Annotated in this window: 23 protein-coding genes; 9 read left to right on the top strand and 14 right to left on the bottom strand. The window is 49.0% G+C overall.

Annotation, left to right across the window (positions count from 1 at the left end):
- Window positions 1-23 precede the first annotated feature (23 nt).
- The 6 genes from Q7T66_RS16070 to Q7T66_RS16095 all read right to left on the bottom strand — a co-directional run bounded on the left by Q7T66_RS16070 (window position 24) and on the right by Q7T66_RS16095 (window position 6256).
- On the bottom strand, window positions 24-1043 hold the full coding sequence (locus tag Q7T66_RS16070) for an L-threonylcarbamoyladenylate synthase (RefSeq protein ID WP_304934112.1): 1020 nt from the start codon (window positions 1041-1043) through the stop codon (window positions 24-26).
- Window positions 1044-1073: 30 nt separating this feature from the next.
- Window positions 1074-2267 carry a 5-(carboxyamino)imidazole ribonucleotide synthase gene (locus tag Q7T66_RS16075; protein ID WP_304934113.1) on the bottom strand — a complete coding sequence of 398 codons (1194 nt, stop codon included), beginning with the start codon at window positions 2265-2267 and terminating at the stop codon, window positions 1074-1076.
- Complete coding sequence (gene purE / locus Q7T66_RS16080; RefSeq protein WP_304934114.1) at window positions 2264-2767, bottom strand: 5-(carboxyamino)imidazole ribonucleotide mutase; 504 nt, start codon at window positions 2765-2767, stop codon at window positions 2264-2266. The genes Q7T66_RS16075 and purE overlap by 4 nt, the downstream gene beginning before the upstream one ends.
- 1 nt (window position 2768) lies before the next feature.
- Window positions 2769-3665, bottom strand: coding sequence for a phosphoribosylaminoimidazolesuccinocarboxamide synthase (locus tag Q7T66_RS16085; protein WP_304934115.1), 897 nt, complete (start codon window positions 3663-3665; stop codon window positions 2769-2771).
- Window positions 3666-3800: 135 nt separating this feature from the next.
- Window positions 3801-4865 carry a class II fructose-bisphosphate aldolase gene (gene fba, locus Q7T66_RS16090; protein WP_304934116.1) on the bottom strand — a complete coding sequence of 355 codons (1065 nt, stop codon included), beginning with the start codon at window positions 4863-4865 and terminating at the stop codon, window positions 3801-3803.
- A 197-nt stretch (window positions 4866-5062) separates the two neighbouring features.
- Complete coding sequence (locus Q7T66_RS16095; RefSeq protein WP_304934117.1) at window positions 5063-6256, bottom strand: phosphoglycerate kinase; 1194 nt, start codon at window positions 6254-6256, stop codon at window positions 5063-5065.
- Between the two features lie 386 nt (window positions 6257-6642).
- On the opposite strand from Q7T66_RS16095, the gene Q7T66_RS16100 reads away from it, so the two are divergent.
- The 5 genes from Q7T66_RS16100 (at window position 6643) to Q7T66_RS16120 (ending at window position 10030) form a co-directional block, all read left to right on the top strand.
- Window positions 6643-7557: a branched-chain amino acid transaminase gene (locus tag Q7T66_RS16100; protein ID WP_304934118.1), complete on the top strand. Its 915-nt coding sequence runs from the start codon at window positions 6643-6645 to the stop codon at window positions 7555-7557.
- A gap of 134 nt (window positions 7558-7691) precedes the next feature.
- Window positions 7692-7892: a zinc-finger domain-containing protein gene (locus Q7T66_RS16105; RefSeq protein WP_304934119.1), complete on the top strand. Its 201-nt coding sequence runs from the start codon at window positions 7692-7694 to the stop codon at window positions 7890-7892.
- Window positions 7893-7901: 9 nt separating this feature from the next.
- Window positions 7902-8333 (top strand): nuclear transport factor 2 family protein, encoded by a 432-nt coding sequence (locus tag Q7T66_RS16110; RefSeq protein ID WP_304934120.1) that lies wholly within the window; start codon window positions 7902-7904, stop codon window positions 8331-8333.
- A gap of 125 nt (window positions 8334-8458) precedes the next feature.
- On the top strand, window positions 8459-9415 hold the full coding sequence (locus tag Q7T66_RS16115; RefSeq protein WP_304934121.1) for a YheT family hydrolase: 957 nt from the start codon (window positions 8459-8461) through the stop codon (window positions 9413-9415).
- Window positions 9416-9430: 15 nt separating this feature from the next.
- On the top strand, window positions 9431-10030 hold the full coding sequence (locus Q7T66_RS16120; protein WP_304934122.1) for a DUF2946 family protein: 600 nt from the start codon (window positions 9431-9433) through the stop codon (window positions 10028-10030).
- 114 nt (window positions 10031-10144) lie between these two features.
- Here Q7T66_RS16120 and Q7T66_RS16125 read toward each other — a convergent pair whose 3' ends face one another.
- Window positions 10145-11659 (bottom strand): M48 family metalloprotease, encoded by a 1515-nt coding sequence (locus tag Q7T66_RS16125; protein ID WP_304934123.1) that lies wholly within the window; start codon window positions 11657-11659, stop codon window positions 10145-10147.
- Between the two features lie 101 nt (window positions 11660-11760).
- On the opposite strand from Q7T66_RS16125, the gene moaC reads away from it, so the two are divergent.
- Entirely contained in the window at window positions 11761-12273 is a 513-nt protein-coding gene (moaC, locus tag Q7T66_RS16130; RefSeq protein WP_304934124.1) for a cyclic pyranopterin monophosphate synthase MoaC, read from the top strand.
- A gap of 48 nt (window positions 12274-12321) precedes the next feature.
- Here the strand turns inward: moaC and Q7T66_RS16135 are convergent, their stop codons facing one another.
- The 4 genes from Q7T66_RS16135 to Q7T66_RS16150 form a co-directional block, all read right to left on the bottom strand.
- A complete protein-coding gene (locus Q7T66_RS16135; RefSeq protein ID WP_304934125.1) occupies window positions 12322-14001 on the bottom strand; it encodes a tetratricopeptide repeat protein in 1680 nt (559 codons plus the stop codon).
- Window positions 14002-14075: 74 nt separating this feature from the next.
- Complete coding sequence (locus Q7T66_RS16140) at window positions 14076-14528, bottom strand: prepilin-type N-terminal cleavage/methylation domain-containing protein (protein ID WP_304934126.1); 453 nt, start codon at window positions 14526-14528, stop codon at window positions 14076-14078.
- Between the two features lie 234 nt (window positions 14529-14762).
- Window positions 14763-15437 carry an FHA domain-containing protein gene (locus tag Q7T66_RS16145; RefSeq protein ID WP_304934127.1) on the bottom strand — a complete coding sequence of 225 codons (675 nt, stop codon included), beginning with the start codon at window positions 15435-15437 and terminating at the stop codon, window positions 14763-14765.
- 162 nt (window positions 15438-15599) lie between these two features.
- Window positions 15600-16418, bottom strand: coding sequence for a Stp1/IreP family PP2C-type Ser/Thr phosphatase (locus tag Q7T66_RS16150; protein ID WP_304934128.1), 819 nt, complete (start codon window positions 16416-16418; stop codon window positions 15600-15602).
- 484 nt (window positions 16419-16902) lie between these two features.
- Between Q7T66_RS16150 and Q7T66_RS16155 the strand changes: the two genes are divergently transcribed.
- Window positions 16903-17835, top strand: a complete 933-nt coding sequence (locus Q7T66_RS16155) for a histone deacetylase family protein (RefSeq protein ID WP_370691657.1) — start codon at window positions 16903-16905, stop codon at window positions 17833-17835.
- A 147-nt stretch (window positions 17836-17982) separates the two neighbouring features.
- Here Q7T66_RS16155 and recX read toward each other — a convergent pair whose 3' ends face one another.
- The 3 genes from recX to Q7T66_RS16170 all read right to left on the bottom strand — a co-directional run bounded on the left by recX (window position 17983) and on the right by Q7T66_RS16170 (window position 20209).
- Window positions 17983-18444, bottom strand: a complete 462-nt coding sequence (gene recX, locus Q7T66_RS16160) for a recombination regulator RecX (protein WP_304934129.1) — start codon at window positions 18442-18444, stop codon at window positions 17983-17985.
- Window positions 18445-18522: 78 nt separating this feature from the next.
- Window positions 18523-19623, bottom strand: coding sequence for a recombinase RecA (gene recA, locus Q7T66_RS16165; protein ID WP_304934130.1), 1101 nt, complete (start codon window positions 19621-19623; stop codon window positions 18523-18525).
- A gap of 283 nt (window positions 19624-19906) precedes the next feature.
- Entirely contained in the window at window positions 19907-20209 is a 303-nt protein-coding gene (locus Q7T66_RS16170) for a DUF3892 domain-containing protein (protein ID WP_370691658.1), read from the bottom strand.
- 131 nt (window positions 20210-20340) lie between these two features.
- On the opposite strand from Q7T66_RS16170, the gene Q7T66_RS16175 reads away from it, so the two are divergent.
- Together Q7T66_RS16175 and Q7T66_RS16180 are read left to right on the top strand one after the other, a co-directional pair.
- Window positions 20341-20661, top strand: a complete 321-nt coding sequence (locus Q7T66_RS16175; protein ID WP_304934131.1) for a helix-turn-helix domain-containing protein — start codon at window positions 20341-20343, stop codon at window positions 20659-20661.
- Entirely contained in the window at window positions 20654-21172 is a 519-nt protein-coding gene (locus tag Q7T66_RS16180) for an ImmA/IrrE family metallo-endopeptidase (protein ID WP_304934132.1), read from the top strand. Before Q7T66_RS16175 ends, Q7T66_RS16180 begins: the two co-directional genes overlap by 8 nt.
- Window positions 21173-21289 lie beyond the last annotated feature (117 nt).

Here is a 21289-nt window from a genome sequence, read left to right on the forward strand (position 1 = left end):
AAGCTGCAGCGAATATTCTTGTATTAGTCCTGCAGCAATCGCAACAAAATACCCGATGAGTCATGCGCTGCACGGCGCAATCTATCGTTGATGCCGTTCCAGCTTTCGTCAGTTGGCGGTGTTTGCACCACGATCACATCAGCATTCGCATTATCCATCGCACGCAAAGCCGCATACAAAGCATAAGCAAATCCTGCCGGATTTTCTGGCAGAGCAATGCGTGCCAAAACCGGTGTGAGCACTTGTGCATCGTATTGCATCAGAGCGACCTTGCGACCTTGCGCATGCAATTTCTGCAGTACCTCGTCCAACTCTTCGCTATCGACCAATACAACAGGTGTATGCGGTGCGTAATGCGATTCCAATGTGCCTGAGGCACGCGGCGCGCTGTGGTCCGGCAAGGCGGGCCAGGTACCTAATACGTCTGCAATTTGCGCGGCGGTGATATGCCCAGGACGCAATAGCACGGCGTGCCCGCGCGATACATCGACAATCGTCGATTCAATACCTACTTCACTTTGGCCGCCGTCGAGTACACAAGTCAGCAAGCCATCAATGTCATCACCGAATTCATCATGCACATGTTGCGCGGTGGTCGGACTCACCTGACCAAACTTGTTGGCTGACGGAGCGGCGACACCACCCTTCCCGTTTTTAAATGCACGCAACAAGGCTTGTGCAACCGGATGGGATGGGCAACGCAAACCTATCGAATCCTGACCGCCGGCAACCGTATCGGGAATATGCTCGGCGCGCTTGACGATCAAGGTCAACGGGCCCGGCCAAAAGGCGACAATCAATTTACGCGCATCAGGGGAAACGTATTGCGCCCAGTAAGCAAGGTCTGCTTCCGGTGCCAGATGTACGATGACGGGATGATTCGAGGGACGACCCTTGGCTTGATAGATCTTGGCGACGGCCATAGGATTTTCAGCATCCGCGCCAAGACCGTATACGGTCTCGGTCGGAAATGCGACCAGCTCACCACGCTCTAAACAGCGGGCGGCATCTTCAATTGCTGATAAATCCAATGAATCAGGCATCGCTTGTTTCTTCAACGAGGTTTTTAAAGATCAAGCAGTAATGCCGAGGATGTCGCAGGCCTTGTGCAAATTGGCTTGCGCCTCTTCCAGCGTGGCAGCGACGAAGGTGATGTGACCCATCTTGCGTGCGCGACGCGCTGTGTCTTTACCGTACAGATGCAAGTTCGCACCCGGCAAAGCCAGTACTTTGTCCCATGCAGGCTCACGCGCCTCATCCGATTTTCCTTCAAACCAGATGTCGCCCAAAATATTCAACATGGCCGCGGGCGAATGTTGACGTACATCGCCCAAAGGCATGCGCGCCATCGCGCGTACCTGCTGCGCGAACTGACTGGTAACGCACGCATCGATCGTGTAGTGACCACTGTTATGTGGACGTGGCGCCATTTCATTGACGACCAGCGAACCATCGGTGAGGACAAAAAATTCTATGCACAGCACGCCAACGTACCCCAGCTGCTCGATCACAGCCAGCGTTGCCGCTTGCGCTTTTTCTGCAGATTCTTTGGTTATGTTTGGACCCGGCACAGTTGTCGTGAACAGAATACCGTCTCTATGTACGTTTTCAGCGATTGGATAAACGACTGCTTTGCCATCCGCGCCACGCGCCGCGAGTACCGAAATTTCATAAGCCAACGGCAGCATTTTTTCCAACACGCAGGCGACGCCATTCATGTTGGCGTACGCATCCTGCAATTCCGCACGCGTTTTGACGCGAACTTGGCCTTTGCCGTCATAGCCCATGCGTACGGTTTTCAGGATGCCTGGCAGTAAATCGTCAGATACGGCAGCCGCGTCAGCGTCAGAATTAATTTCTTTATGCGACGCAGGGAAAACACCCGATGTCGTTGCGCACTCAATGAAGAAGCGCTTCTCTGCCATACGGTCCTGCGCGATAGAAACGCACGAAGCCGACGGTGCAACAAATGTACGTTCAGCTAAAAACGCGAGGCTCTTGGCGGAGACATTTTCAAATTCTGTCGTCACTGCCGCACATTGCGCAGCCAACTTGATCAAGGCCTCGGGATCGGTATAGTCAGCGCTGTGTAATTGATCGGCAGCATGACCGGCGGGGCAATCCAGTGCTGGCTCCAGCACAGCAACCTTGAAACCCATTTGCTGCGCAGCATGCGCAAACATGCGGCCAAGTTGCCCGCCGCCCATCACACCTAACCAAGTGGCTGGCGCTGCGGATGGATTCAAAGGTGATAATTTTTTCGTCATTTCGGCAAGGTCATTTCTATGGCGATTTGCGTTTGTCGTGCGCGGAATTCTTCCAGGCTCGCAGCGAGTTTGTCGTCGGTAGTCGCGAGAATTGCGATGGCGGCAAGCGCCGCATTTGCAGCACCCGCTTCGCCGATCGCGAAGGTCGATACCGGAATACCTTTTGGCATCTGCGCGATCGACAACAAGGAATCTTCACCACGCAAATATTTGGATGGCACGGGCACACCGAGTACTGGAACAATCGTTTTCGCTGCGATCATGCCTGGCAAATGCGCAGCGCCACCAGCACCCGCGATGATCGCGCGCAAACCGCGTGTGCGCGCCGACTCAGCGTAAGCAAACATCTGGTCTGGCATACGATGCGCAGAGATGACTTGCGCTTCATGTGGAATGCCGAACTCTTTCAAAATCGCGACTGCATGTTGCATCACATCCCAGTCGGACGAAGAACCCATTACAACACCGATCAACGGTGTGGTCGTCAATGCATCTGCCATATCAACCTTTCAGGTTTTCGCCCGTCAAACGGGTCAGTGCTTCACGATATTTCGCGCCGGTTTTTTCGATCACATCTTCCGGCAAGGTTGGTGCAGGTGCAGTCTTTTTCCACTCGGTTAGTGTTTCAAGATAATCGCGCACAAACTGTTTATCAAACGATGGTGGCGAGATGCCGGTCGCGTACGAATCAGCAGGCCAGAAGCGCGACGAATCGGCAGTCAATACTTCATCCATCAAATGCAAGGTGCCGTCTTTATCGAGGCCGAATTCAAACTTGGTATCAGCGATGATAATGCCGCGCGTCGCTGCGTAATCGGCAGCGGTCTTGTACAGCTTGATGCTGACGTCGCGGATTTTATTAGCCAGTTCTTTACCGATGCGTTGTTCCATGTCGGCGAAGGTGATGTTCTCATCGTGTTCGCCCAGATCTGCTTTTGCAGCTGGGGTGAAAATTGGTTCAGCCAATTTTTCGGCTTGCTTCAAACCCGCTGGCAATTGCACGCCGCACACTGCGCCGGTTTTTTGGTAATCGCTCCAGCCGGAACCAATGATGTAACCACGTACGACTGCTTCTACCAAAATCGGTTGCAGGCGTTTGGCAACGACAGCACGGTTCTTGACCTGCGCCACTTCGTCAGCGGAGACGACCGTTTCAGGTGCGATGCCGGTCAAATGATTCGGCACGATGTCTTTCAGTTTTTCAAACCAGAAATCCGACATCTGATTCAGCACTTGTCCCTTGTCTGGAATCGGTTGATTCATCACGACGTCGAATGCTGACAGTCTGTCGCTGGTGACAATCAAAATCTTGTCGTCGCCGACCGCATAGTTTTCGCGAACTTTGCCGCGGCCGAGTAGAGGCAATGAAGTGATGCTGGACTGATACAAACTGGTCATGACGTTTCCATAAATCTGAAACGGCGATTCCGAGAATCGCCGATACGTGGTTGCACTACTGAATATGCTTGCTAAACCTGTTTTGCAGAACGCTCACAGAATAAATTCTGTGAAGCGATTTCTTCTGAAAATCTATTACTGAACGATTTGCGACAACTCGCCTTTTTTGTATTTCTCTGCCATTTTATCAAGCGACAAAGGTTTGATTTTTGAAGCTTGTCCTTCGCAACCGAAAGCAAGAAAACGCGCTTTACAAACTTGCTTCGCTGCTTCTTTTGCTGGCTTCAAATAATCGCGCGGATCGAACTTCGATGGATTTTCAATCAGGTAACGACGGATCGCGCCAGTCATCGCCAAACGGATATCGGTATCGATATTGATCTTGCGCACGCCGTTCTTGATGCCTTCTTGAATTTCTTCCACTGGCACGCCGTAAGTTTCTTTCATGTCACCACCGAACTCGCGGATTTCTGCGAGCAATTCTTGCGGCACTGATGAAGATCCGTGCATGACCAAATGCGTGTTTGGAATACGTACGTGGATTTCGCGGATGCGTTCGATCGCGAGAATATCGCCTGTCGGTTTTTTCGTGAATTTGTATGCGCCGTGCGAGGTACCAATCGCGATAGCCAATGCATCACACTGTGTTTGCTTGACGAAGTCGGCTGCTTGCTCAACGTCGGTCAGCAACTGTTCACGCGTCATTTTGCCATCTGCGCCGTGACCGTCTTCTTTGTCGCCCATCATGGTTTCCAGCGAACCAAGCACGCCGAGTTCTGCTTCGACCGTGACGCCGATTGCATGCGAGAACTCAACGACTTTACGCGACACTTCGACGTTGTATTCATAGCTGGCAACTGACTTGCCGTCTGCATTCAAGGAACCATCCATCATCACCGATGAAAAACCAGAGCGAATCGCGGCCATGCAAATCGCTGGCGTTTGGCCGTGATCTTGATGCATGACAACCGGGATGTGCGGATACGCTTCAATCGCCGCTTCAATCAGATGACGCAGGAATGGTTCACCCGCATATTTACGCGCGCCTGCCGAAGCTTGCATGATCACTGGAGCGCCGACTTCGTCAGCCGCTTCCATGATGGCGGTCACTTGCTCCAGATTGTTGACGTTGAACGCTGGCAGGCCATAGCCATTTTCAGCAGCGTGGTCTAGCAGTTGGCGCATGGATACGAGTGGCATAGTGATTCTCCAAAACAGTAAATTAAGGTTTGCCGAACAGATGATTTTTATTTGCCACGCGCTTGATCCGCAGCGGCTCTTCCATCATCTTCACAACAAATTAGTTTTAAACATCTGTACTACATTTTGCGTGTCTGCATGACGACGGAAATCACACGCAGACATCGCATTAATCATTGATCGTTAATGCATTCACATTACTTGCTGGCGCGTTGCTCCAGAATTTCTACAGCTGGCAAAGTTTTTCCTTCGAGGAACTCCAGGAAAGCACCGCCGCCAGTCGAGATGTAACCGATCTTGTCTGCAATATCGTACTTTGCAATCGCTGCCAAAGTATCGCCACCGCCAGCCACTGAAAACCCTTTGGATTCTGCAATCGCGTGCGCCAAAGTTTTGGTGCCGTTGGCGAACTGATCGAACTCAAATACACCGACTGGACCGTTCCAAACAATGGTGCCGGCTTGCGCAATTTGTTTTGCCAAAATCTCGGCAGTCTTCGGTCCGATATCCAGAATCATGTCGTCGTCGGCTACGTCTTTCACATCCTTGACGGTCGCGGTGGCGGTCGGCGAAAACTCTTTCGCGCAGACCACATCGACTGGAATCGGCACTGAAGCACCACGCTTTGCCATCATGTCGATGATGACTTTGGCATCACCGATCAGATCTGCTTCTGCCAACGATTTACCAATTTTCAAACCTGCCGCCAGCATGAAGGTATTCGCGATACCGCCGCCAACAATCAAATTATCAACCTTGTCGGCCAACGTTTTCAAAATAGTTAATTTGGTCGACACCTTGGAGCCAGCAACAATCGCCACCAACGGACTAGCCGGTTCGCCCAAAGCTTTGCCCAAGGCATCCAGTTCTGCAGCAAGCAACGGGCCGGCGCAAGCGACGGTCGCATATTTCGCGATGCCGTGCGTGGTTGCTTCAGCACGATGCGCGGTGCCGAATGCATCGTTCACATAGACATCGCATAGCGCGGCAATTTTCTTGGCGAGCGCTTCATCGTTCTTTTTCTCGCCCTTGTTGACGCGGCAGTTTTCCAGCAAGACAACTTGGCCGGGCGCGACGTCGACACCGTCTACCCAGTTCTGTTTTAATTCAACCGGCTGACCAAGCAATTCACTCAGGCGTTTTGCAATCGGTACCAGCGTATCTTCCGGCTTGAACTCACCTTCGACCGGGCGGCCAAGATGCGAGGTCACCATGACGGCAGCGCCCGCCTTCAAGGCTTGTTGAATTGCCGGTACCGAAGCGCGGATACGCGTGTCTTCAGTAATATTGCCCTGGCTGTCTTGCGGTACGTTGAGATCGGCACGGATAAATACGCGCTTGTCCTTCAGTTCATTACGCGCGATCAAATCGCTCAATCTTTTGAATTGCATGGAATTATTCGTTAACAGGTTTGACGAAAGACCGCTATTTTACCGCACCGAACGGCGCAAAAACCTTGGTTTCATGCCAATGTTCTGTGCGGAAAAAGCGGAAAGGGAGAAAATTGCCGATCAATTCAGTGAATTGGCCCAGATGGCAAAGTCACCGGTTAGAAGGTCGCATGCCAAATAGATTCATTTTTGACATCAAATATTATCTTTTAATTATTATTGCGAGAGCGTTAGTCGCACATCGGCAACCCAGATACTTGGCAATAAGCAAACGACATCCATCAATAATATTTACAGAAACGATCCTGCCGAGCTAACGCTGCCCTCATTTTTCCTGCCGGAATCCGTTAAAATCGGGGTCTTGCAAAAATATTGTGGAGCTCAAAATGTCGATGTCTGATCGCGACGGCAAAATTTGGAAAGACGGCCAATTAATAGACTGGCGCGATGCCAACATCCACATTCTGACTCACTCGCTGCACTACGGCATGGCGGTTTTTGAAGGCGTACGCGCCTATAAAACCGACAAAGGTACGGCGATCTTCCGCCTGCGCGAACACACGGAACGCCTGTTCAATTCCGCCAAAATATTCCAGATGAATATCCCTTTCGATCAGGAAACGGTGATGCAGGCGCAATTGCAAGTCGTGCGCGAGAACAAGCTAGAAAGCTGCTATTTGCGTCCATTAGTCTGGATCGGCGATGAAAAACTCGGCATCTCTGCCAAAGGCAACAAGATTCACATCGCCGTTGCAGCTTGGCCGTGGGGAGCCTATCTTGGCGAAGATGGCCTCAACAAAGGCATACGCGTCAAAACCTCATCCTTCAGTCGGCACCACGTAAATGTATCGATGGTGCGCGCCAAGGCATCCGGCTATTACATCAACTCCATCCTCGCCAATCAGGAAGCACTGGCTGACGGGTACGATGAAGCGCTGTTGCTGGACACCGACGGCTATGTATCCGAAGGCTCGGGCGAAAACGTATTCATCGTCAGGAAAGGCAAAATTTACACGCCAGATCTGGCTTCTTGCCTGGACGGCATCACGCGCGATTCGCTCGTCACGATTGCACGCGATCTCGGAATCGAAGTAATCGAAAAACGCATCACCCGCGACGAGGTGTATTGCGCGGATGAAGCCTTCTTTACCGGCACAGCCGCCGAAGTCACACCGATACGCGAGCTGGATAACCGCGCCATCGGCAAACGCGGCGCCATTACCGAAAAACTGCAGACTGTGTTTTTCGATGCCGTTGCCGGCCGCGCACCTCAATATAGCCATTGGCTGACGATCGTTTGAGCTACGGCTTGGAAGCGCTGATTATTTGCTATACGATAGCCCCGCTTCACTTTACTATCTGCAACACGCAGCAAAGGTTTAACGCCTCAACAGCGTAATTCAGCAATTATTCATCAAGCAATTCGGAGAATCACATGACACAAGCAGCGCAAACCGCGTCCGCAATCGAACTCGACGGCAAAGATTTGCCAGCCTACTGCCCAAATCCGGCGATGCCAATCTGGAGCTCGCATCCACGCGTTTTCCTTGAAATGTCACATGGCGGCGAAGCAAAATGTCCATATTGCGGCACGCTTTATCGCCTGAAGGCCGGCGCAGTCGTACACGGTCACTAATAGACAATCATGCCAAAAACACGCAAGCAGTTCGGCACGGCAGACGATATAGAAATCGCCTTGTACGATGCAATCGGCCGCGCCGATCTGGAAGCGTTGATGGCATTGTGGGCAGACGATGAAGAAATTGTCTGCATCCATCCCGACGGCACGCGCCTGATCGGGTATGCCGCAATCCGTGCATCGTGGGAAGAGATTTTTTCCCGCGGTGGTGTACACATCTTGCCACTGCAATTACACGCATCGCACAATCTGATGTCTTCGGTACACAACCTGATTGAAGCTGTGTATACGACGGATGGCACGCAACGTGATGTACATATACTTGCCACCAACGTCTACGTTAAAACGGCGGCGGGTTGGCGTATCGTATTGCATCATGCTTCAACAGCACCAGGCAAAGCCAAAACGGAGCTAGTCGCAAGCAATGTGTTGCATTGATCGATGCGCTGCTCGATCAAACAGATCCTTTGCAATACAAGCATTTAGTCATGTTTCAGTAAACGCAGCATCTGCGCATCAATAAATCTACCTGCCTTACCCCACTCAACGGATTGATTACTTCGATGATCTACCCCGCTCCACGCTGGCTTCCTGGCGGCCATCTACAAACCATTTATCCGGCAAAATTCATCGCAAAACCTGCAGTCGCCTATAGACGCGAACGGTGGGATACGCCCGACAATGATTTCATCGATCTGGATTTTGTCGATGGCAAAGCGGGCCTGCCGTTCATTGTCATGTTCCATGGTTTGGAAGGCTCATCGAATAGTCATTACGCACGCGCACTGATGACACACATTGCCGCGCTCGGATGGTCAGGTGCCGTCGTACATTTTCGCGGCTGCTCGGGTGAACTGAATCGTGCACCACGCTTTTATCATTCAGGCGATGCGCGTGAAATCGAGTGGATTTTGCGCAAGTTGGCACCTTATGCACGCGAACGTGGTGCCAACAAATTTTATGCAAGCGGCGTTTCCCTAGGCGGTAACGCGCTGTTGCGATGGCTGGGAGAATCACAACATCAAGCCGACATCGTCGATGCTGCCTGTGCGATTTCTGCTCCACTTGATTTGGCTGGCGGCGGCGCAGCATTATCGCGCGGCTTCAATATGCTTTACACCCGCATATTCCTGGAAACACTCAAACCTAAATGTTTGGATAAACTCAAGCAATTTCCTGGTCTGTACGATCGCGACACGATGATGAATGCGCGCGATTTATATGCGTTCGACAATGTCGTCACCGCGCCTTTGCATGGCTATCTCAACACAGATGATTATTGGAAGCGCGCCAGTGCCAAATACGTTCTGAATGACATCACTGTTCCAACGCTGGTATTGAATGCGCAAAACGATCCATTTCTGCCGAGAGAATATTTGCCTACAACGGCAACAAGTGCCAAGGTCAAGCTGGAACAACCTGCGCACGGCGGACATGTAGGCTTTACTGTTGGACCATTTTCTGGAAAATTGAACTGGCTGCCGCAACGCATGGTCAACTTTCTTGAAAATGCCAACTAGAAGCAAGGACAACTGATGGATGCAATCGTCGAGCAAGCACTGGCAAAATGGCCGAACGTAACGCACTGCTACGGTTGGCTGGCGCTCGACGCGCGCGGCAACTGGCGCATGCGCAACGAACATGCACAAGCGCATGATCTGCCCGGCGATAAGATTACTCAACCGGCCTTGCGTGGCTTCATTAACCGCAACTACACTAGCGATGAACAAGGCCGCTGGTATTTTCAAAACGGGCCGCAACGAGTGTATGTCGATCTTGAAGTTGCGCCTTACATCGCACACACTGAACCGACATATGGATTCGTTCTGCAAACAGGTACACATCTGTCTACGATTGACTCTGTCTGGCTTAGCGATTCAGGAAAATTATTTTTGCAAGGCGAAGGAAAATTCGCATTGCTGGACGATAGAGATCTGACTCAATGCTTGAGCAAGCTATTGCTGAATGATGAAAATGTAGCGGATGAAAAATTGATGATGTGGCTGGAACAGCAGGGAGCGAGTGGCGCGCTATCGTTGCAATCTGACGGTAAAAAAATAGCAGTCAATTACATAGAAGAAGCGGTCATCAGCGAACAGTTCAAATTCGTAAAAAAGCCACAACCATCAATCTGAATCATTGCTACGCTAATTGATCTTTGTGATTCAGCGCAAATTAGCAATTCAATATTCTGAGAACTGTTCCTGTTGTCGCCTTCACCGGCATCACAAGCACAAGCAAGCTATCAATCAGCCCTCTTTTTCCAAGCGAATCTCTTCCATACGCTGCGCCTTCATTTCGCGTTCACGCGCATCGATAATCGACTGATCGTAAAACGATGCATCCGGGGCTTTACGCGCAATTGATAACTGCTGAATAGCAGCAGGTAAACTACCTTTTAATGCATACGATTCTGCCAATGCCAAATGCTGCTGCGCTTGCTTGTTTAATGCAGCATAGGTTTTGGCCAACCTATCGTAAAGCTTAGGTTCGCTTCGATACAGCTGCACCTGGTCGCGCAAAAATGTCACCGCATCTTCATATCGTCCGGCAGCATAAAGTGCGTCTGCATATTGATGCGCAATCCCGCGTGACAAAGGAAATTCGCTGCGCGCAAGCTCGGCCTCATCCAATGCCTCCTTCGCTTGATTCGCAGCCAAGTTAATATCAATAGCGAGGCTACTCAGTACCGCATTCTTTGCTTTAGGCGAACCATTTTTCCAGGCGGCCTGCGCGTCATCCTGCATGCTCTGTGCTTTTTTTGTTTGCCCTTGCTTGAGCGCGACAAAAGCCAAACCATATTTCCCTGCAATGATCGAAGTGCGTGTTTTTTGCTGTAGTTGCCGCTCAAAAGAGGCTGCTGCTTCAATCAACCCTTGCGGCGATGAATCTTGCAAAACCTTTACGCGCGCTTGAATCAAGGGGAAATCCAGGCTATCCGCATGCTGCCGATAACCTTGATCACGCGTCCTTGCCTCGATATCGGCAATCCGCTCCGTCGTCATCGGATGTGAGCGTAAATACGGCGGCGCATTATCGGTGTAGTTGCGACTGGCTTGCTGCAAGCGGCCAAAAAAATTGATCATGCCGGACGTTTCAAAACCAGCTTCACGCATTATCTGCAAACCTACGCGATCCGCCTCACGTTCCGCATCACGACTGAAGTTAAGTTGACGTTGCATTGCCAAACCCTGCCCGCCCATCATCATCGCCATACCAGCATCCGGGCTAGAGCTTAATGCCAATGCACCCAACACCATCGCAGCCAGCGGAATCAACATGTCCTGCTTCTGCTTACCCAACATGCGGGCAATATGACGTTGTGCGACGTGGCCAATTTCATGCGCCATCACTGAAGCAAGTTCAGACTCATTTTGCGCTGCCAACACCAGCGCCGAATGCACACCGATAAACCCACCCGGTAATGCAAACGCATTCAGCATCGGATCGCGCACCGCGAAGAAGAAAAAATCATACTGCGTTTCGCCACGCGCTTCTGGCCGCACTGCGAGCAGGCTATTACCCAGATTTTCTAAATATTCTTGCAACGGCTCATCATCGAGATAATCACGATTACGTCGAATCTCCTTCATGATCTGTTCACCCAGCTTGCGCTCCATCAACGGCGACAATTCTTCCCGTTCAGTATCACCAAGGCTGGGTAGGGTCTGCGCGATGGCAGACGAAGGCGCGATCGCGGGCGGCAGAGCACAAGCGAGCAGCATGGCAGCCAATGCGGCAGATCGCAAAGGAAGTCGCGGCATAAAATTAGTAGTTTGCAAAATGGATTTCAGTTTCACGATGCTATGATACCCGCTCAACACTATCGTTCCACTCTTCCAGCCGCAAACGCTTTCCTGCCATCATGACATCACAAAAAGACAACGACCAAACTTCCGCCGCCAACGATGGCCTGACCCATTTCGACGCCACCGGCCAAGCGCACATGGTCGATGTCGGCAGCAAGAATGAAACCCACCGCATCGCAATAGCCAGCGGCATTATCCGCATGAAACCGGAAACACTCGCGATCATAGAATCAGGCACCGCTAAAAAAGGCGATGTACTAGGCATAGCCCGCATCGCCGCCATCATGGGTGCAAAGCGCACTAGTGATTTGATTCCGCTGTGTCATCCACTTGCATTGACACGCGTCACGGTTGATTTTTCTGTGGACCGCACACAGTCCAGCATAGGCTGCACCGCGCAGGTAGAAACTTTTGGTAAAACCGGCGTGGAAATGGAAGCACTGACCGCCGTGCAGATCGGGTTATTGACGATTTACGATATGTGCAAGGCGGTGGATAGAGGGATGACGATGATGGATATTAAAGTGCTGGAAAAGCATGGTGGAAAGTCGGGGGATTGGAGCGCGTAAGCCCCATCTTGGTTTATTCCCCCTTAGTTTTCCAATTTAGACTCTAAGCTACGAGCCGCTATTTTTACAGCCATAAGCCACCCCAAACGCGCATAGTTTTTTATAATTCAAACGTGCAGCATCCAGTTCACCAATTGCCTCATAGGTTTTTGCTAGGCCTAGATACGGTTTGGCATACTGATTATCTAATTCCGCAGCTTTTGTGAAATCTATCAATGCTTTTTTGTATTCGCCTGTCGCAAAATACAGCGCACCGCGATCATTGTATGCATAAGGATACTCTGGATAGATCAACAAAGCCTTGTCGTAATCTTTTAGCGCCTGCGGGTACATTTTCAATCTTGCAAAATTCAAACCGCGGTTATGGTAAATCCGCTCCGCTCCAGGTATCGCATCTTTATTTTCGATTAGTCGTGCTGCATCATCCCAAAGCAACAATGGGTGCGTAAAAGTAGTTAACCGCTCCCACGTCAATGGAATCATCAGAATCGCGATCGCAGTCATTACCCACACCGCGCGCTTGGCAGAAAGTTTTTGCAACAAAAACGGCGCTGCTGCGAATATACCTATCATCCATAAATAACTGCGATACAGAACAAACGATTCTTGAATTCGTACGGCCGAAAATTCTGTCGCAAACAGTAGCCATGGAAACAACATGGCAAATCCTAGCAAACCCTTCGCGTGCCCTTTTATCAGTAAATAAACAGCGACGACGGGATACAAAATGAACGCGAACAAACCAACTGTTTGAGGCCATGACAAGAATGTCGTTGCAAATCCTTCTTTCATATCCACAGACATCCACGCGGGACTTGGCAATATCCAGAGAAGCAAATATTTAAAGAACAGAAAGGACTGGGTCAATATGGATAAGGGATAAGCCGATTCGGGATTAAATTCTGGATGAATCTGAGCCAAACGAGACAACATGCTATTTCCGCTAATTTCGTAGGCTTGACCTAGTATGCTTCTAGACTTGTATTGATAAACAACAAATAATGCAATCAATCCATATAGCACAAAAGTTGGCAGAACTTCTCGCAGAAGTTGTCGACTAGGTTTCTTGATCAAGAAAAGCAAAGCCAATGCGACGGCAGGCGCCATAATCGCGTGCTCTTTTGAAAGCACTGCGAACAAATATGCCACAGAAGATGCAAAGAAATACCAACCACTACGGCGAACCAGACCAAGCAACAAGGTATTGAGCATGATGAGCACAAAACACGTTGCCATCAAGGTCGAGCGCTGGGATAAATACGTCACCGCATACACAGCGGCAGGATGCATTGCAAAGATTAATGCAGAAAAAAAAGCCGTCCACTTTGATGAAAGAATATTGATCGTAGAAGTTGACGCATTGGTCAGAACATCGCTATCTGGAATGACCGTTTCAAACAATTTACGTAAAAACACAAATAACAGAATCGTATTTGCGATGTGCAACAGGTTATTCCCTAGATGAAACCAGATCAAATCTAAACCCAACAATTCACGTGTCCACTCAAAGGTTGCATAAGGTAACCAGCGAAGATCAAAACTAAAGACTTTTTCTAAATACTCTTTGTGAACAGAACCATCAAAAAAATATATGTCATCGAAAACAACCGGATTCCATAAAAATTTTCCATAAACTGCGGCTATAAAAACACCAAGAAATAGCATGGGGAAATAAACCGATTGGCCTATTTTTCTAAAAGACCTGTTTACAACTATTAGAATGGACATGAAAAATTGCATTTTTAATTGACGTAAAAAAGCACTCCGTAAGGAGTGCTTTTACAAAAATCTAAAAGGCTATGCTATTTGCACAGAGGTGGGACTGCAGTCGCACCACTACCTTGCGCGGTCAAACAGCCGCTACCCGTATTGCTCCAAGTAACAGCAGCTTGTCCTGAAATATCTGGTGTTAGCTTTAAAGTAGACAATGCATTTGTCGTCGCAGTAGGGGTTACAGTAATCACTCCACTGGCAACAGCAACCGAAGCAACATGAGGAGTGGCTTGCGTACCTGGAATACCATTTGATCCCAAATCACAGCCAGTAAGTGAATTGAGTTCTTGTGCGCATAAAGCCACTGCAGTTTGATATGACGCAGCTACAGACGTAACTTCTGCAAATTTCGATCTCAATGTGTAATTCTTATATTGAGGAATCGCTACCGCAGCCAAAATACCGATAATCGCCACAACGATCATCAATTCGATCAGTGTAAAACCGGCTTGCGCTTTCTTAATCATTTTCATCGATTTCATTTGTTTCTCCTGTTTGGGGTAGAGGGCAGATTTCTGCCACGATTACCATTGAGCAATCCGTATGCCAGCTTAAAACGGTATAAATCAGGAATGTTTTCGGGAGAAAACAAATAGAAAGTAACAATTTTGGTTGTTGGGCGCCAATTTTTGTCACATTCAGCGGAAATTTTTGGCGGAGCTATACAGATTTTGTTGTTCAAAAAAATCAGAAAGCAATCGCTCAACTTTCGCGGGTTAGCATAAGAACATCATTTCAGTTCCGGACAAACCGATTACGTCCCCACTCTTTAATGCTTGCGTCTTCAAACCTATAACAACCCCATTGACGCGTGGATGAACATAACCTTCTACATGCGTAATGCTATAGCCGTCGGGCGCACTTGTTAGCACTGCGACTTGCACACCCGGTCGACCGATTGTCGTCAGAGCTTTGTTCAATGGGATTTCTTTATCTTTGCCAGCACCGCTTAATATCTTGATGATTGCAGGTGAAGAAGCACTTGCATCAAAAGCCGAATCAACTTGTGTTGAATCATTGGGTTGCTGGTTTGAATCTTGAATTACGCTATTGGTACTAACCCCGCTGCTAAATACTGGGCCAGCTACTACCTCATAAACGCTTTCATTCGCGCAGTATTGAATCGTATGCGTCGCCAGTTCAATCACATCGCGACCCTGCAGCACGTGTTTTTTCACCGGCTGGCCATTCATACGGCTGCCGTTCGTGCTGCCTAGATCTTCGAAATAGGATTCGGTATCCGTGGTAATGATTACCGCATGTTCTGCACTGATGCCAGGGGCGTCGATGACGATATCGTTATAGGTTCTACGTCCGATGGTGATGCGTGTTTTGAGAAGCGTGAGCTCTTGCAGCGGGATGCCATCTTTTGCCAAAATAATCGTGGCCATTTCTTTCTTCTACTTCCTTTTTACGTCAAATATTATTGGATATACGCGCAGGCGTTTCGGCTTTACCGGCTCGTGCGGCGACACATAAAGAGAAACAAAGTGAGCTAACGCAGAGGATGTATCAAGATGTGTGCCACCTTGAATGTCAGCATAAAGAAAGAGTTATCTGAACCAGCCTGCTAGGGGATCGAGCAAACCTTTTTTTAATACTGGACTTGATTGCACTTTTATCAAGATGACGGAAATATTGTCGCGCCCGCCATTGTTATTCGCAGCCTCAATCAAGGCTACGCATAATAAATCAAGATCGGAATAATTGTTTTTGATCAGGGTGATCATCTGTTCGTTGGACAACATGTCAGACAAGCCATCAGAACAGAGCAAGTAGATATCATCCGTTTCAAGCGGATAGACATTGGTATCTACATCGATTTTTGATGCAACGCCGAGCGCCCGCGTAATCAGATTTTTATTCGGGGCAAAACGCGCCCATTCTGGACTGACCAAACCTGCATCGATCTGCTCCTGCAACTGCGAGTGATCATGCGTAAGTTGCTGCAATACTCCGCGCCGGAATCGATACGCACGCGAATCGCCAATATGCGCCAATACGATACGGTCGTGATTCAATAAAGCAGCAACGAGTGTCGTGCCCATTCCGCTGAATTGCGGTTGTAGACGTGCGGCTTCCAGAATCTGTGCGTTGGCCAAAGACACTGACTCGCTCATCAAACCTTGCAAGAACTTGTTGCTAGGCGGTCGTCGCTTTTCTTGTTGCTGTTGTAAACGCTGCTCAAGCGTTGCCGCAAATACATTGGTCGCAATCCCACTCGCTACTTCACCTGCGTTGTAACCGCCCATGCCGTCAGCCAACACTGCAATTTTATAATCGGCGTTAATTTCGATCGCGTCTTCATTATGCGAACGCACCAATCCCGTATCGGTTTTGAAAGCGAACTGAAGAACGAGCGTAGGCGTCATAGACGGTTAAGGTTAACAGCCATATAGGCGACGTTGAATATAGAAATAATTTTTATAGAAACTGGAATGACAACCACGAAGTAACTAAAGCATTTTCTTCTTGATATCAGATGATATCTGCTTTCGCTATGGAAACTGTACGTTTGATAAGGACTAACAAGGATTTTCTCCTCTGAAAGTGCGATTTTCACGAAAATGGGAATAGCTTCAAAAGTAAGCTAGCGGCTTGAATCTTGATTCACACATTATTGAACGGCCATTATTCGAAGTAGACAGGAATATTCATCCCTTAATAAATTCTCATTGATGCATAGCTTGCTCGCTGTGTTGGGCTCGTTTTGGAATTAAATCTCAAGCTTCGCCAACTACAGCAGTCGGCATTTATAATGATGAGACTACCTGCCGGGCCGCCCACGTTGCGCCCCTCCAACCGCCTTTTAGAAATGGAGCAGATGTCGGATTGTTTTCGGCATCGATAATTATTATGACAACACTGATTTATACCCACGACGCTTGCCTGGAACACAAACCAGGCGCAGGTCATCCAGAATCACCAGAACGTTTGAAAGCGGTTTTACGCGCATTGCGCACGCCAGAATTCGATGCAGCCGAATGGCGTGAAGCGCCTATGGGCACGCGCGAGCAAGTGCTGATGATTCATACCGAAGATTTCGTTGCAGACGTAGAAGATGCATCGCCGCATCGCGGCACTATGCCGCTTGACGGCGGCGATACAGTCATGTCGCCAGGCTCGCTGGAAGCTGTGATGCGTTGCGTCGGTGCGGCTTGCGCTGGCGTTGATGCAGTAATGGACAGAGAAGCACACAATGTTTTCTGCGCGACTCGTCCTTGCGGCCATCATGCAGAACCAAACAAGGCGATGGGCTTTTGCATTTACAACCAGGCAGCGATTGCAGCGGCTTATGCATACGATGTGCATAAATTGGAACGTGTCGCCGTTGTCGATTTCGACGTTCATCATGGTAATGGCACGCAAGCGGCGTTCTACGACCGGCCTGAATTGTTTTATGCATCCAGTCATCAATCGCATTTTTATCCAGGTACTGGCTCGGAAGCAGAAACCGGCGTGTCGCACAATATTGTCAACGTGCCGTTGCCACGCGGTTGTGATTCTGCGATGTTCCGTGAACAAATTGCGGCAAAAATGTTGCCGGCAATTCGCGAATTCAACCCTGAGCTGTTGATTATTTCTGCCGGCTTCGATGCGCATCATCTGGACCCACTGGCCGGTTTGAATTTGCAAGACGATGACTTCGATTGGGTCACGCGCGAGCTGACTAAAATTGCTGGTGAAACCTGCGAAGGCCGCGTGGTTTCTATCCTTGAAGGCGGTTACAGTCTGGAAGGTTTGGCTTCTGCCACTGCGATACACGTCAAAGCACTGATGGATCACTAATCCGGCTTAGCTCACAAATAAACCACGATTCAAATTCATGAGTTATTCATGAATTGGGGCCTATGCACATTAGTTTGTGCATAGGCCCCAAGTTTTTTTGCTACTGCATTTATTCGTAACTTATCAAACCAACGAAGAGTGCTCACCCTACTCGTCGTCTTCATTTTCGTCTCTAGCTCGCATCGCTGCTTGTATCGCACGATGAGAAAATCCTCGCTGCAACAAGAAACGCATCTGCTTCGCACGTCCATTTGCATCTATCGCTACGGTGCCGAACTTTCGCAGCCAGACTTCGCGCGCCCTGGCAAATTCATCTTGCACCAGGCCCGCTTTGATTTCAGTCAGTGAGTCCGCATCAATATTGTGGCTTTTCAGTTCGGACAAAATCCGGCTGTTGCCAAAACGCGCAGCGCGTCGATTGACCAATGATTCAGAGAACCGCGTTTCCGACATGAAGTTAGCTTCGGTCAGCGTATCCAGCAAGGCTTCTATATCGTCGCCTTCTTGCGCATAACGTCTCAACTTGCGCGCCAATTCCTGACGACTATGTTCGCGTGCCGACAAATAACGAAGCGCCCGGGCTTTCAGACTCACTTGCAGTTTTGCCATATGAGTCTTTCCGCGCGGGCGCTTGTTTTCATGCCGCTAAAGTAGCGAATATCAAATGCTATCGTTTAAGCAATCTGCTTATTCGACTTCTTTCAGTTCTTTTGCTTCCTTGCTTTCCTTGGCAGCCTTTTTCGATACCGGCTCATCCGATTTGATTGCACCTAGTTCAGGTACACCAAGGGAAACACGCACTTTGTTTTCGATTTCACGCGCCAGTTCTGGACGTTCTTTCAAATAGTTACGTGCATTGTCTTTACCTTGGCCTATGCGTTCGCCGTTGTAGCTGTACCAAGCGCCGGATTTTTCGACGATCTTGGCATCTGAACCCAAGTCCAGAATTTCACCTTCGCGGGATGTGCCTTCGCCATAAAGAATATCGAAATGCGCTTCGCGGAATGGTGGAGCAATTTTATTTTTAACGACTTTGACTTTGGTTTCGTTACCGATTACCTCGTCACCAGATTTGATCGAACCGGTACGACGGATATCCAAGCGCACAGATGCGTAGAATTTCAGTGCGTTACCACCGGTAGTGGTTTCTGGATTACCGAACATCACGCCGATCTTCATACGAATCTGGTTAATGAAAATCACCAGTGTGTTCGTACGGTTAATACTGCCGGTCAGTTTGCGCAGTGCTTGCGACATCAAACGTGCTTGCAAACCTGGCAATGAGTCGCCCATATCGCCTTCGATTTCAGCACGTGGCGTCAATGCAGCAACCGAATCGATAACGATCAAATCAACGGCGCCGGAACGAACCAGTGCATCGCAGATTTCCAAAGCTTGTTCGCCGGTATCTGGTTGCGAGATCAGCAACTCTGACAGATTGATACCGAGTTTTTGTGCGTAAGTCACATCCAGTGCATGTTCCGCATCGATGAATGCGCAGGTGCCGCCGATTTTCTGCATCTCTGCAATTGTTTGCAGCGTCAATGTGGTTTTACCCGACGATTCAGGACCGTAGATTTCTACGACACGGCCGCGTGGCAAACCCCCGACGCCGAGCGCGATGTCCAGACCGAGCGAGCCGGTGGAGACTACTTGCACCTCTTCGACGACTGCGCCGTCTTCCATGCGCATGACCGAGCCTTTACCGAATTGCTTTTCGATTTGCGCCAAGGCAGCGGCAAGTGCCTTGCTTTTGTCTGAGCTCGGTGCTGTTTTTTTATCGTCCATGAGGATTCTTTCGACGGTTGGGTATTGAAACAAAATGGCTTGCAAGCGCTTTTTGCTTGCAGAAACCGTACTGTATAAAAAAACAGTGCTTTGTGCAAGCGCCTTCTGAATATTTTCTTGTAAATAGCTTTAAAAGCAACTTTTTTGACATTGTTGTCGATTTTCATTTAACTCTGAATTTTATTCAGCTAAGTCTGAACTTGAAACGGCTAGACCTCCCGCCAACCGTTTCAAGAAAAACGACGCCTGTAGGCGTCGTTGCATTAAACCAATCAATACGATCTCACCTCTCCGGCAAGGAGAGCAAGTTGTCTGACTTTCGATTATCGGCAACAGTCTGAACGTACTTGATACGACCATTATTCTGGGCATGAACCCAAGCCCCCTTAATTTGGGGATTCCGATCAGGACACCAGACAGACGTAGTCCCGTTCTTCTCGATATAAGCAACCATTTGCTCTCGCGTGGAATAACCGCTTTGTATTACTTTGCCAGAATCTTCCACCGAGTCCCACCAAAGATGACTAATGTGCTCGTGACTTGGACCGCCTGCCATCCGTCTAGCCGTGCATTTGATTGTTGCCATTTTAAAGCCCTTTATGAAAGCGCCAAAACGAAAAGTTCGGTGTAGGCGTATTTTTAGTATCGACTTTTAGAATTCACTTGTCAAGCACAAAATATACGCTTACTCTGAACTTATTAAATATGGAGAACTTAGTGGCAACTGTTATTGGTGAAAAGATAAAGGCCCAAAGAAAACTTCTTAAGTTGACGCTGGATCAACTTGCAGAGAAGACGGGATCAAGTAAGAGTTACATCTGGGAATTAGAAAACCGTCCTGTAGTGAGGCCGTCTGCCGAAAAAATAGCACGAATCGCAGAGGTTTTTGGGGTAACGGTTGAGTTCCTTCTCGATGACGAGAAACGAGAGCCGACAAACACAGATGCTGACCTTGTTTTTTTCCGTCGTGTATCCCAGCTGGATTCAACAAAGCGCGCACAGCTAGAGAAATTCCTAAAAGCCATTGACGATGAGTGATCCAACGACACCGATCGCTTGGGGCATTCAACTTGCCAAACTTTGGCTTGTAAGTGGCCAAGGCTTTCCTGTCAGAGTGAAAGAGATAGCACTGGAGGTTACGAGGCAAAAATTTGCGGACCCGGTAGGGTGCATTCTTCCACATGGAATTACAGGGATAGATGGCATGTTATCGAAACGCCGGAGAAACAATGACTGGTGTATTTCTTATGACGAAAACGTGAGCGTACCGGGTCGCATAAATTTCACAATCGCACACGAGCTCGGACACTATTTATTGCATCGGAAACAGCGCGACGCATTCGAGTGCGGCCAAGCACAGATGATGGATTACGACAGCAATGATTCTAGACATATCGAATCAGAAGCCAATATTTTTGCCTCTTATCTGCTAATGCCGAGAAATGACTTTGAGACTCAGATCGTTGGGCACAATTTGTCGTTCGAACTGTTGGGTCATTGCGCTAATCGCTACCAAACATCGCTAATGTTGATTTGCATCGAAAACTGACCCACTTAGCCGCATAATTTGCATCCAAAACTGACCCACGTTTAGAACACAATCCTACTTACCAAAGTGAGTGGGAGATTGGAGTGATCGACGTGGCATTACTTGGAATTATTCGAC

The sequence above is a fragment of the Herminiimonas sp. genome (assembly GCF_030655415.1).